The organism is Streptomyces sp. WAC04114 (genome assembly GCF_019733245.1).
Lineage (GTDB): Bacteria > Actinomycetota > Actinomycetes > Streptomycetales > Streptomycetaceae > Streptomyces > Streptomyces massasporeus_A.
The window spans coordinates 1-12,908 of record NZ_JAIGQA010000214.1 but is presented as its reverse complement, the minus strand read 5'-3'; the positions used below and the strand labels follow the sequence as shown (position 1 = coordinate 12,908).

At 71.4% G+C, this 12,908-nt stretch carries 11 protein-coding genes, 1 pseudogene and 1 riboswitch; all 12 genes and pseudogenes read left to right on the top strand.

What is annotated here, in order from left to right; translation table 11 throughout:
* A partial coding sequence (locus K4G64_RS34640) for a tol-pal system YbgF family protein (protein ID WP_374206486.1) occupies positions 1-656 on the top strand: 656 nt, incomplete at its 5' end.
* A gap of 142 nt (positions 657-798) precedes the next feature.
* Positions 799-1,446: a SurA N-terminal domain-containing protein gene (locus tag K4G64_RS34635; RefSeq protein ID WP_221759871.1), complete on the top strand. Its 648-nt coding sequence runs from the start codon at positions 799-801 to the stop codon at positions 1,444-1,446.
* A gap of 109 nt (positions 1,447-1,555) precedes the next feature.
* Positions 1,556-2,575, top strand: coding sequence for a nucleoside triphosphate pyrophosphohydrolase (locus K4G64_RS34630; protein WP_221759870.1), 1,020 nt, complete (start codon positions 1,556-1,558; stop codon positions 2,573-2,575).
* Positions 2,576-2,695: 120 nt separating this feature from the next.
* Positions 2,696-4,021: a cytochrome P450 gene (locus K4G64_RS34625; protein WP_221759869.1), complete on the top strand. Its 1,326-nt coding sequence runs from the start codon at positions 2,696-2,698 to the stop codon at positions 4,019-4,021.
* Between the two features lie 121 nt (positions 4,022-4,142).
* Positions 4,143-5,099, top strand: coding sequence for a transglycosylase family protein (locus K4G64_RS34620; RefSeq protein ID WP_221759868.1), 957 nt, complete (start codon positions 4,143-4,145; stop codon positions 5,097-5,099).
* A 228-nt stretch (positions 5,100-5,327) separates the two neighbouring features.
* A riboswitch (cyclic di-AMP (ydaO/yuaA leader) is annotated at positions 5,328-5,494 on the top strand.
* Between the two features lie 3 nt (positions 5,495-5,497).
* Entirely contained in the window at positions 5,498-6,190 is a 693-nt protein-coding gene (locus K4G64_RS34615) for a transglycosylase family protein (RefSeq protein ID WP_221759867.1), read from the top strand.
* A gap of 285 nt (positions 6,191-6,475) precedes the next feature.
* A complete protein-coding gene (gene eno / locus K4G64_RS34610; protein WP_221759866.1) occupies positions 6,476-7,756 on the top strand; it encodes a phosphopyruvate hydratase in 1,281 nt (426 codons plus the stop codon).
* A gap of 102 nt (positions 7,757-7,858) precedes the next feature.
* A complete protein-coding gene (locus tag K4G64_RS34605) occupies positions 7,859-8,335 on the top strand; it encodes a septum formation initiator family protein (protein WP_221759865.1) in 477 nt (158 codons plus the stop codon).
* A 53-nt stretch (positions 8,336-8,388) separates the two neighbouring features.
* Positions 8,389-8,919: a DUF501 domain-containing protein gene (locus K4G64_RS34600; RefSeq protein ID WP_221759864.1), complete on the top strand. Its 531-nt coding sequence runs from the start codon at positions 8,389-8,391 to the stop codon at positions 8,917-8,919.
* Entirely contained in the window at positions 8,916-9,857 is a 942-nt protein-coding gene (locus K4G64_RS34595) for a Ppx/GppA phosphatase family protein (RefSeq protein ID WP_221759863.1), read from the top strand. The genes K4G64_RS34600 and K4G64_RS34595 overlap by 4 nt, the downstream gene beginning before the upstream one ends.
* A gap of 420 nt (positions 9,858-10,277) precedes the next feature.
* A complete protein-coding gene (locus K4G64_RS34590) occupies positions 10,278-11,666 on the top strand; it encodes an NAD(P)/FAD-dependent oxidoreductase (RefSeq protein WP_221759862.1) in 1,389 nt (462 codons plus the stop codon).
* A gap of 855 nt (positions 11,667-12,521) precedes the next feature.
* Positions 12,522-12,908: pseudogene (locus tag K4G64_RS34585) on the top strand (SAM-dependent methyltransferase); the annotation flags it as partial.

Genomic DNA, 12,908 nt, shown 5'->3' with positions numbered 1-12,908 from the left:
GGGGGTGCGCGCACGCCCCCTGGCCCGACCGTGCGCGCACCCCCGCGCCCCAGCCCACGCCGGCCGCACCCGTCACCGAGACACCGGGGCAGACGGACATCGCCCGCGCCGTCGACGAGGTCAAGCGGCTCCTCGGCGAGGGCCGTGTCACCCAGGCCGTCGACATCCTCGGGGCGATCCTGCCCGCCGCCGCCGAACAGCACGGCGCGCACTCCCCGGTCGTGCGCACCCTGCGCAAGCAGTACGCGGCGACGCTCCTGGACGACGGCCAGTACCGGCGCGCCCTGCCCGAGCTGCGCCGCCTCGCCGACGAACGCGCCGCCGAGGCGGGCCAGGCCGACCCGCAGGCCCTGCGCCACCGCTACGAGGCCGCCCAGTGCCTGGAGCAGCTGGGCGAGCCGGCCGCTGCACTCGCCGAGTACCGGGCGGTGCTGCCGTACTACGAGAACCAGTACGTCGCCGCCGGCGGGCCCGAGCTCGCGCACGACGTCCGCCGCCGGATCGGGCACCTCCAGCTCGCCCTCGGGGACCGCGGAGCCGCCCACGACACCCTGGCCAGGCTGCTGCACGACGTGGAGCGCACCCACGGCCCAGGGCACCCGCTCGGTGCGGAGATCCGCAGGACGCTGCACTGGCTGGGGCAGGTCCGCGGCTGAGGAGCGCCCGGGGTGAGGCGCGGCGGTGCCGGAAGTCCCGGTGAATCGTTGGTCGAATGGGTTGGCCAGAGCTTGCCCACTGCCTACCATCGATCATCGCAAGACCTTGTGCACCGTCGCACAATCTCCTCGGGAGGTCTCCTTGCACCGCCGCCGTCGCACCGCGCTCGTCCTCACCGCCGCGATCGCCGCCGCGGCGCCCCTGCTCACCGCCTGCGGGAACGACGCGCATCCCGGCGCGGCAGCCGTGGTGGGCGGCCAGCGGATCACCGTCTCGCAGCTGGACGAGAGGGTGGGCGAGGTTCGCGAGGCCCAGCGGGCGGCCGTGCAGGACGAGGCGCAGTATCAGCAGGCCATCGCCAGGACCGGCACCCTCACCCGCGACACCCTGCACACCATGGTCCTGGACCGGGTGCTGCACCGCGCCGCCGAGAACGCCGGGGTCAGCGTCTCCCGCAAGGAGATCCAGGCGATGCGCTCCGGCCTGGAGCAGCAGGCCGGAGGGGCGAAGGCGCTGGAGACGACCTGGCTCCAGCAGTACGGCATCCCGCCGCAGCGCCTCGACGAGAACCTCCGCCTTCAGCTGGAGGCCCAGAAGCTCGCCGAGAAGCTCGGCACGAACACCGACCGTCCCGAGTTCTGGAAGGCGCTCTCCGACGCCTCCAAGGACCTGAACATCGACCTCAACCCGCGCTACGGCACCTGGGACGTCCAGAAGAGCAGCCGCGCCGACGCCAAGACGCCGTGGGTGCGGGACGTCACGGCGGCACAGACGCAGCAGGGCATGTAGAGCCCGTCGGCTTGGCGCCCCTCCGGGCCCTGTGGACAACTTCGCGCCCTGTCGGCAGGCCCTGTGGACAACTTCGGGCCCTGTCGGCGGCGTGGGATAGCTTCGAACCGTGAACGCCAACAGCCCCGAAGCCACCCCGGGCCCCGAGCGGACCGCCCCCGACGCGGCCGCCGCCCCCGGCCGCATCGTCCTGCTCACCACCAGCCACCGCGTCGCCCCCGGCCTGCTCTCCTGGCCCGCCTGGCAGGCACTGCACGCGGCGGACCGGGTGCTGTGCGCGGACGGCACGCATCCGCAGCTGCCGTATCTGCGCGAGGCGGGGATCCCCGTCACCGAGGCGTCCCCGACCGCTCAGGAGCTGGTCGACGCCTGCGCCGGCGGACACACGCTGGTCGTGGTCGCGACCGGCGAGGGTGAACCGGTCCTCACGGACGGCCTGGCCCGCCTCGCCGGCTCCGGCCGTGTCGCCATGCCCGAGCTCGAGCTGCTGCCCGCCTCCTACGACCTGCCGGGCGCCCGGCTCCTCGACCTCGTCCAGGTCATGGACCGCATCCGAGCCGAATGCCCCTGGTCCTCCCGGCAGACCCACGAGGGCCTGGCCAAGTACGGCATCGAGGAGGCGTACGAACTCGTCGAGGCGATCGAGGAGGGTGACCGCGACGAACTGCGCGAGGAGCTCGGCGACGTCCTCCTCCAGGTCGTCTTCCACGCCCGCATCGCCGAGGAGGGCCGCCCGGAGGACGGAGAGGAGCCCTTCTCCATCGACGACGTGGCCGGCGGCATCGTCGCCAAGCTGATCCACCGCCACCCGCATGTCTTCGGCGACGCGACGGCCACCACCCCCGAGGAGGTCAAGGAGCACTGGCTGCGCACCAAGGCGGTCGAGAAGCAGCGCACCTCGATCACCGAGGGCATCCCCCTCGGCCAGCCCGGCCTGGCCCTCGCCGCCAAGCTCGCCTCCCGCGTCCGCACGGCGAACCTGGACATACCCCTCCCTCCCGTCCAGGGCATCGGCTACGACCTCCTGGCCCTGGCCGTCCGCGCCGAGTCGGAGGGCGTCGACCCGGAGGCGGCCCTGAGAGCGGCGGCCCGCGCGTACCGGGACGCGATCAGAGACGCCGAGGGCTGAGCGGGCCCGGGGACTGAAGACGTGGGCTCCCGGAGGCCGGCAGGGAAGCCCGGCCCACGGAAGCCCGGCCCACCCGCGACCGGGGCAGGAGCGCTCCCGGAAGCCGGATACCGTCGAGGCGTGACCGACCAGCCCCAGCCCAGCACACCCGCGACCGCTCCCGACCTCTTCACCTGGGAGTTCGCGAGCGACCCCTACCCCGCCTACGCCTGGCTCCGCGAGCACAGCCCCGTCCACAAGACGCGGCTCCCCAGCGGCGTGGAGGCCTGGCTGGTCACGCGGTACGCCGACGCCAAGCAGACGCTCGCCGACCACCGGCTCTCCAAGAACCCCGCGCATCACGACGAGCCGGCCCACGCCAAGGGCAAGACCGGGATCCCCGGGGAGCGCAAGGCCGAGCTGATGACGCATCTGCTCAACATCGACCCGCCGGACCACACCCGGCTGCGGCGGCTCGTGTCGAAGGCGTTCACGCCCCGCCGGGTCGCCGAGTTCGCGCCGCGGGTGCAGGAGCTCACCGACACCCTCATCGACGGATTCGCGGGGAAGGGGTCCGCCGACCTGATCCACGAGTTCGCGTTCCCGCTCCCCATTTACGCGATCTGCGACCTGCTCGGCGTCCCGCGCGAGGACCAGGACGACTTCCGCGACTGGGCGGGCATGATGATCCGTCACCAGGGCGGTCCCAGGGGCGGCGTCGCCCGGTCCGTGAAGAAGATGCGGGGCTACCTGGCCGACCTCATCCACCGCAAGCGGGAGGCGCTGCCCGCCGAAGCCGCCCCCGGCGAGGACCTCATCTCCGGTCTCATCCGCGCCTCCGACCACGGTGAGCACCTCACCGAGAACGAGGCGGCGGCCATGGCCTTCATCCTGTTGTTCGCCGGTTTCGAGACGACCGTGAACCTGATCGGCAACGGCACCTACGCCCTGCTCACCCACCCCGGGCAGCGCGCTCGGCTCCAGGCGTCGCTCGCCGCCGGGGAGAGTGGCCTGCTGGAGACCGGCGTCGAGGAACTCCTCCGCTACGACGGCCCGGTCGAGCTCGCCACCTGGCGTTTCGCCACGGAGTCCCTCAGCCTCGGCGGACAGCGCATCGAGGCCGGCGACCCCGTCCTCGTCGTGCTCGCCGCCGCGGACCGGGACCCGGAGCGGTTCGCCGATCCGGACGTGCTGGACCTCTCCCGCCGCGACAACCAGCACCTCGGGTACGGCCACGGCATCCACTACTGCCTCGGCGCCCCGCTCGCCCGCCTGGAGGGCCAGACCGCGCTCGCCACCCTGCTCACCCGCCTCCCGGACCTCCGGCTCGCCGCGGATCCGGCCGAACTGCGGTGGCGCGGCGGCCTCATCATGCGCGGACTGCGCACGCTGCCGGTGGAATTCGCACCGGCAGCACCGGCAGCACCGGCAGCGCCGACTGAAGGTGACGAAACATCAGACCTGTGATCTTCACGTGATCTGCGCGGCATGAACTTGTGACAAGTGATCGACTGCCGATACGTTCACCCATCAACGCGGCGGGGAATCACGCCGCGTCGGTCACTGCTGTCTTGCGAAAGGTCTCCGTATGCTCTCCGGGAACGGTCGGCACCGTCGCCCCCGCCAGGCTCCGGCTCTCCTCGTCGCGGCCGGAGTGACCGGCTCCGCCATCGCGATCCCGCTCCTCGGGGCCTCCGGCGCCAGTGCGGCCGACGGCACGACCTGGGACCGGGTCGCGGACTGCGAGACCGGCGGCGCGTGGAGCCAGAACAGCGGCAACGGCTACTACGGCGGCCTGCAGTTGTCCCAGGAGGACTGGGAGAACCACGGCGGCCTCGACTACGCCGCGAGCGCCGACCTGGCCAGCCGCTCCCAGCAGATAGCCGTGGCCGAAAGAATCCTCGCCGACCAGGGGGTCGGCGCGTGGCGCACCTGCGGGCTGCTCTCCGGGCTCGAGCAGGGCAAGGGCGCGGACTCCGGCGCGTCCGGTTCGTCCGACTCGTCCGACCCGACGGACTCGTCCGGCCTGCTTGACTCGCTCGGGTCGTCGCCTTCCGCGAGCCCTTCCTCGTCGCCATCGTCGTCGCCCGACACGGAGGATGAAAGGGACAAGTCGGACAAGTCGCGAGAATCCGCCGACTCCACGTCGCGGGGCAAGGAGTCCGGCAGCTCTCCCTCGGCCACCCCCGAGAGCGGCGAGGCCGGCGACGCGCGCCAGGGTGACGACTCCTCGGCCCTGACCGACGCCGGCTCCGGCCGCCACCGCGGCCCCAGTGCCGACGAATCCCTCCCGTCCGACAGCGGCCGTGCGGACGAGTCCACGGGCCGTCACGCCTCGCGCGGGGCCGAGGGCTCCGGCGACGCCGTTCAGGGCAACTACATCGTGGGAGTCGGCGACAGTCTCTGGTCCATCGCCGACTCCCTTGACGTCAGCGGCGGATGGCACGCGCTCTACGAGGGCAACGAGAAGGCCGTCGGTTCCGACCCGGACTTCATCCTCCCCGGTGAGAAGCTCACGGTCGAGGGCGAAGCGGACGAGAAGTAGCGGTTCGGGCAGTGCGGAAACCGGGGCGGAAGTCGCCCCGAAACCGCGCGAGTTAGCGCCCCGATTCGCGAATGATGTCCCGTTTGGGGCCCGTGAGAGATAGATCTCAGAAGCCCTGATCGTCTTTGAAATTCCGTGGATCGCGTGTCTACGGTCGTGACCGCTCGCCATCGCGAGCCCCGGCTGCCGCAACGCCGAATCCTGCCAGCGGCCGCACGGGAACAGTCGTCGCGTCAAGCGCCGTAGGCAGGAGCGGGGGACCCAAGGTAGGTGCCCGACCGGCCAGTTGCGCCGGAAGGGCTTGGGGTGAAGCCGCGTCCCGGGAGGGGCGCGGCCGGGCAACTCAACCGGCCCGAACCCGACAGCTCACCTCGCAGGCGTCGGTGAGGGGATCCACCATGCTGTTTTCCGGCAAGGGCAAGCACCGCCGTCCGTCCAAGGCCACCCGTGCCATCGCCGTCGCCGGTGTCGCCGGTGCCGCCGTCGCCGCCCCGCTGATGGCGGCCGGCAACGCATCCGCCGCCACCGCCTCCGAGTGGGACGCCGTCGCCCAGTGCGAGGCCGGCGGCAACTGGTCCATCAACACCGGCAACGGCTACTACGGCGGTCTGCAGTTCTCCGCCTCCACCTGGGCCGGCTACGGCGGCACCAAGTACGCCGCCACCGCCGACCAGGCAACCAAGGCGCAGCAGATCGAGATCGGCGAGAAGGTCCTCGCGGGTCAGGGCAAGGGCGCCTGGCCGGTCTGCGGCAAGGGCCTGTCGAGCGCCGCGTACACCGGTGGCGGTTCCTCGGACGACTCGGGCAGCTCCTCGCAGAGCCAGCAGCAGAGCACCGAGTCCCGTGAGACCCAGCAGCCGGCCTCCCGCTCCGACGAGCGCCCGGCGGCCAAGAAGACCGTCACTACCCCGACCGGCAAGAAGGTCGAGAAGGGCGACGGCGAGTACAAGGTCGTCAAGGGTGACACCCTCAGCACGATCGCCGCGGACGAGAAGGTCAAGGGCGGCTGGGAGAAGCTCTACGAGCTGAACAAGGACATCATCGACGATGCCAACCTGATCTACCCGGGCCAGCAGCTGCACCTGAAGTAAGCAGCGCCCACGGGGCCCGGCAGGGCCCCGGCCCGCCCGGACCCGCCCAGGGTCCACAGGCTCCCCGCCCCGGTGCGTCATCCCCCGTACGCACCGGGGCGGGGTTTTTTCGGCAACCGGCTTTGTTCCGTTCGGAAACAATTTACGCTCGGTTCTGTCCATGGGGTGGGCGACCCGGTGGCCGATCGCCCCGGGCCGGTTAGGCTCATGTCGCGAGCCACCGGGCCCGCACCTCGCCGGGTCCACGCGACCCGCGTACCGCGTCACATCAAGAAGGAGATGCTCGTGCCGTCCATCGACGTCGTCGTAGCCCGGGAAATCCTGGACTCCCGAGGCAACCCCACGGTCGAGGTCGAGGTCGGCCTCGACGACGGCAGCACCGGTCGTGCCGCCGTCCCGTCCGGCGCCTCCACGGGCGCCTTCGAGGCCATCGAGCTCCGCGACGGCGACTCGAACCGCTACCTCGGCAAGGGTGTGGAGAAGGCCGTCCTCGCGGTCATCGAGCAGATCGGCCCGGAGCTGGTCGGCTATGACGCCACCGAGCAGCGCCTGATCGACCAGGCGATGTTCGACCTGGACGCCACCGACAACAAGGGCTCCCTCGGCGCCAACGCCATCCTCGGCGTCTCGCTCGCCGTCGCCCACGCCGCCTCCGAGGCCAGCGACCTGCCGCTGTTCCGCTACCTGGGCGGCCCCAACGCGCACCTGCTGCCGGTGCCGATGATGAACATCCTGAACGGCGGCTCGCACGCCGACTCCAACGTGGACATCCAGGAGTTCATGATCGCCCCGATCGGCGCGGAGTCCTTCTCCGAGGCCCTGCGCTGGGGCGCCGAGGTCTACCACACGCTGAAGAAGGTCCTGAAGAGCAAGGGCCTGGCCACCGGCCTCGGCGACGAGGGCGGCTTCGCCCCGAACCTCGGCTCCAACCGCGAGGCCCTCGACCTCATCCTCGAGGCGATCAACGAGGCCGGCTACACCCCCGGCGAGCAGATCGCCCTGGCGCTCGACGTCGCCGCCTCCGAGTTCTACAAGGACGGCGTCTACACCTTCGAGGGCAAGGACCGCTCGGCGGCCGAGATGACCGAGTACTACGCGGAGCTCGTCGACGCGTACCCGCTCGTCTCCATCGAGGACCCGCTGTTCGAGGACGACTGGGAGGGCTGGAAGACCATCACCGCCAAGCTCGGTGACAAGGTCCAGCTCGTCGGCGACGACCTGTTCGTCACCAACCCCGAGCGCCTCGCCCGTGGCATCGAGGAGGGCGCGGCCAACGCGCTCCTGGTCAAGGTCAACCAGATCGGCTCGCTCACCGAGACCCTGGACGCCGTCGAGCTGGCCCAGCGCAACGGCTTCAAGTGCATGATGTCGCACCGCTCCGGCGAGACCGAGGACGTCACCATCGCCGACCTGGCCGTCGCCACCAACTGCGGCCAGATCAAGACCGGCGCCCCGGCCCGCTCCGAGCGCGTCGCCAAGTACAACCAGCTGCTGCGCATCGAGGAGATCCTCGACGACGCCGCGGTCTACGCCGGCCGCAGCGCCTTCCCGCGCTTCAAGGGCTGACCCCGGCCACAAGAGGCAGCGTCGTACGTACGTCCCCGTACTCGGTCCCGTACCGTGTCCGGGGACGTACGCGCGTATGACGGTGGAGCGGGAGGCGGACAGATGGCCGTGAAGGACCGGGACCGGTTCTCCACCGCGACCAGGATCCGGCTGCTCGGTGAGCAGACCGCGGCCAGGGTCTACCGTTCCCAGACCAAGCGCCAGGCCCGCCGCTCGCGGCTGACCGGCCGGGCCGCGCTGCTCGCCCTGGTGCTGTGCTCGCTGATCGTGGCCCTGGCCTACCCGATGCGGGAGTACGTCTCGCAGCGCGCCGAGATCGAGGACCTCCAGCGCGAACAGCAGCAGGCCCGCGAGCGCGTCGAACGGCTGCGCGACCTGAAAGCGCGCTGGCAGGACGACGCGTACGCCGAGCAGCAGATCCGGCAGCGGTTGCACTACGTCATGCCGGGGGAGACGGGCTTCATCGTCGTCGACCCGCACGCGGCGAAGCAGTCGCGCACCGACCTCGGGGCGGCCGACCGCCCCTGGTACTCGAACGTCTGGGACGGGGTCGACAAGGCCGACGCCGCCGGCCGGTGACCCGCGTCCCGCTCAGTGACCTGAACCCAGAGAAAGACAGCCTGAAGACAGTCATGGAAACGCCCCCGCCGACCACTCCGCGCACCGAGCCCACCGACGCCGACGTCGAGGCCTTCAAGCAGCAGCTCGGTCGGCCTCCGCGCGGTCTGCGCGCGATCGCGCACCGCTGCCCGTGCGGACAGCCCGACGTCGTCGAGACGGCCCCGCGGCTGCCGGACGGCACGCCGTTCCCCACGCTGTACTACCTGACGTGCCCGAAGGCGAACTCGGCCATCGGCACGCTGGAGGCCGACGGCGTGATGAAGGAGATGACCGAGCGGCTGGCCTCGGACCCGGAGCTCGCGGCGGCCTACCGGGCCGCGCACGAGGACTACATCCGGCGGCGCGACGAGATCGAGGAGCTGAAGAACTTCCCGAGCGCGGGCGGTATGCCGGACCGGGTGAAGTGCCTCCACGTCCTGGTGGCCCACTCGCTGGCCGCGGGGCCGGGCGTCAACCCGCTGGGTGACGAGGCTCTGGCGATGCTGCCCGAGTGGTGGCGCAAGGGCGCCTGTGTGACGACCGCCGAGGAGGACGCCCAGTGACCCGTGTCGCCGCCGTGGACTGCGGTACGAACTCCATCCGGCTCCTGGTCGCCGACGCCGACCCGGCCACGGGCGAGCTGACCGACCTGGACCGCCGGATGACGATCGTCCGGCTCGGTCAGGGCGTCGACCGCACCGGCCGGCTCGCCCCCGAGGCGCTGCGGCGGACCTTCGCGGCCTGCCGTGAGTACGCCGCGATCATCAAGGAGCACGGGGCGGAACGGCTGCGGTTCGTGGCCACCTCCGCCTCCCGGGACGCCGAGAACCGGGACGAGTTCGTGCGCGGAGTGCTGGACATCCTGGGCGTCGAGCCCGAGGTGATCTCCGGGGACCAGGAGGCCGAGTTCTCCTTCACCGGCGCCACCAAGGAGCTGACGGGCCGGGACCACCTGTCCAGGCCGTTCCTGGTGGTGGACATCGGCGGCGGCTCGACCGAGTTCGTCGTGGGCGACGACCGGGTCCGGGCGGCCCGCTCGGTGGACGTCGGCTGCGTGCGCATGACCGAGCGGCATCTGGTCCGGGACGGGGTGGTGAGCGACCCGCCGACGCAGGACCAGATCGCCGCCATGCGCGCCGACATCGAGGCCGCTCTCGACCTGGCCGAGGAGACGGTCCCGCTGCGCGAGGCGCGCACGCTGGTGGGCCTGGCCGGGTCCGTGACGACCGTGTCGGCGATCGCGCAGGAGCTGCCTGAGTACGACTCCGAGGCCATCCACCACTCCCGGGTCTCCCTCGAGAAGGTCCGCGAGATCACCGAGTGGCTGCTGCGTTCCACGCACGCCGAGCGCGCGGCTGTGCCCTCCATGCACCCGGGCCGGGTCGACGTGATCGGGGCGGGTGCCCTCGTGCTCCTGTCGATCATGGAGCGGATCGGCGCGCGGGAGGTCGTCGTGAGCGAGCACGACATCCTCGACGGCATCGCGTGGTCGGTCGCGTAGCCCGCTTCTGAGCAGGCAAGGATCACGAATGAGCGCGTTCCGGGGGTCCTGCGGGGCCCCCGGACGACAGCCCGTCGGGAAAGTTCGTGAAGTTCTTCACAAGGATTTCGGCCCTCCCGGGCGATGAGAGAGGCCTCGTTGACCCGTCCGGGGGCTGAACGGCCCTTTGAACATGTTCAGAAGCATGGTATGGAGGGGGTCGGGAAGCTGCTCGCGATGGCGCTCGGGAGCGCCTCACGGAGGCTCCTGCGGCGCAGAGAGGCAGCTCACGCGGCATTGACAACGCTCCGGGGTGCATAAAGGAGCCCGGTTGTCACCATGACGTGGATCACGCGGGCCGCGGAGGATAGCACACACCCTGCAAGAGCTTGTGAAGGGGCGCACGAGCCACCCCCCTGAGACGGGTGGATACTCGATGCCATGAGCACCACGGAGCGTCCCAGGATCCTCGTAGTAGGCGGTGGGTACGTAGGCCTGTACGCAGCTCGGCGCATCCAGAAGAAGATGCGCTACGGCGAGGCGACCGTCACGGTCGTCGACCCCCGGTCGTACATGACCTACCAGCCCTTCCTCCCCGAAGCCGCCGCCGGCAACATCTCTCCGCGCCACGTCGTCGTCCCGCTGCGACGCGTGCTGCCCAAGGCGGAGGTTCTCACCGGCCGGGTCACCACCATCGACCAGGACCGCAAGGTCGCCACGGTCTCCCCGCTGGTCGGCGAGGCCTACGAGCTGCCCTTCGACTACCTGGTGATCGCGCTCGGCGCGGTCTCCCGCACCTTCCCGATCCCCGGGCTCGCGGAGCAGGGCATCGGCATGAAGGGCGTCGAGGAGGCCATCGGCCTGCGCAACCACGTCCTCGAGCAGCTCGACAAGGCCGACTCCACCACCGACGAGGAGATCCGCCGCAAGGCGCTCACCTTCGTCTTCGTGGGCGGCGGTTTCGCCGGTGCGGAGACCATCGGCGAGGTCGAGGACATGGCCCGGGACGCGGCGCAGTACTACAAGAACGTGTCCCGTGAGGACATGCGCTTCATCCTGGTCGACGCCGCCGACAAGATCCTCCCCGAGGTCGGCCCCAAGCTCGGCAAGTACGGCAAGGAGCACCTCGAGGGCCGCGGCGTCGAGGTCTACCTGTCCACCTCCATGGACTCCTGCGTCGACGGCCACGTGGTGCTGAAGAACGGCCTCGAGGTCGACTCCAACACCATCGTCTGGACCGCCGGCGTCAAGCCCAACCCGGCCCTGGCCCGCTACGGCCTGCCGCTGGGCCCCCGCGGTCACGTCGACTGCGAGCCGACCCTCCAGGTCAAGGGCACCGACTACATCTGGGCCGCCGGCGACAACGCCCAGGTCCCGGACCTCGTCGGCCGCAAGGCGGGCAACGAGAACGCCTGGTGCCCGCCGAACGCCCAGCACGCGCTGCGTCAGGCCAAGGTCCTCGGCGACAACGTGGTGTCCGGCATGCGGGGCTTCCCGCAGAAGGACTACGCCCACGCCAACAAGGGCGCGGTGGCCGGTCTCGGCCTCCACAAGGGCGTCGCGATGATCGTCATGGGCAAGATGAAGATCAAGCTCAAGGGACGTCTCGCCTGGTACATGCACCGTGGCTACCACGGTCTGGCGATGCCGACCTGGAACCGCAAGATCCGCGTCTTCGCCGACTGGACCCTGGCGATGTTCCTCAAGCGCGAGGTCGTCTCGCTCGGCGCGATGGAGACGCCGCGCGAGGAGTTCTACGAGGCCGCCAAGCCGGCCCCGGTCGCCGCCGCGCCGAAGGAGAAGACCGAGGAGAAGGCCAAGGCCTCCTGACCTCCGGTCGGTCATCTGCCTGACGAAGGGCCTCCCGCCATCCGTGGTGCGGGGGGCCTTTCGGCGTGCCTGGGCCTTCGGCGGGTCGCGCTCGGCGTGCCGACGCCCTTCGGCGTGCCCGGGCCCGTGGCGGGTCGGGCTCTTCGATCCGCCACGGGCCCATGGCGGATCGGGCTCTTCGGTCTGCCCGGGCTCTTGGGCGCCCCGTCCCCTTCGGGGTGACTGAACCCTTCGGTTGGTCGGGCTTTTCGGCGTTCCCGTGCCCTTCGGCGCGGGGACGGTCCGTTCGGCGGCTCGGGCTCTTGGGCAGGCCCGTGTTGTTCGGCGTGCCCGGCTCCTTCGGCGGGCCGGGCTCTTCGGCGTATCGGCGCCCGTCGGGGGGGCATGCCCGGGGCCCCTGGGGTGCCTGGGCCCACGGCGGATCGGGCTCTTCGGGCTGCCCCGGGTTCTTGGCATGCCCGTGCCCTTCGAGGTGCCTGGGCCCTTCGGCGGCCCGTGTCCTTCGGGGTGCCTGGGCCCTTCGGCGGCCCGTGCCCTTCGAGGTGCCTGGGCCCTTCGGCGGCCCGTGCCCTCCGGTATGCCCGGCCCCTTCGGCGGGTCGGAGTCTCCGGCGTGCCCGGCCCCTTCGGCGGGTCGGGCTCCTGAGCGTGCCCGTGCCCAGCTGTGCGTTCAGGTCCGTCCGTGCGTTCATGCCCCGGCGCATCCGGGTCCGTCGGCCCGTCAGGGAGCCCCGGTCGGGCCGCCGAAGCGGCGGTTTTGCCCAGCCATGACGCGTGCCGGGGACTGCGCTGGAGCCCCGCAGGTGTTTACGTGGTGTCGGACATTCCGGGATTCCCCGTCACGGAGGTGTACACCATGGCAGACGCCGCGTCGCGGCTGCAGGGCCTCTTCACACAGTTGCTGGGAGCACCGCTCCCGGTGCGCATCCGTGCCTGGGACGGTTCGCAGTCCGGCCCGCCGGGCGCGCCGACCCTGGTCGTACGCAACCGCCGCGCGCTGCGCCGCCTGCTGTGGAAGCCGGGCGAACTGGGCCTGGCCCGCGCCTGGGTGGCGGGCGACCTCGACATCGAGGGCGACCTCTATACGACCCTCGACCTGCTGGCCGGTCTCGTCTGGGAGCGCGGCGAGGACGCCCGCACCCTCGCCCAGGCCCTGCGCGACCCCGAGGTGCGCGCCGCCGTCCGCGGACTGGTCAAGCTCGCCGGATCCCCGCTGCCGCCCACCCCGCCCCGTGAGGAGGCC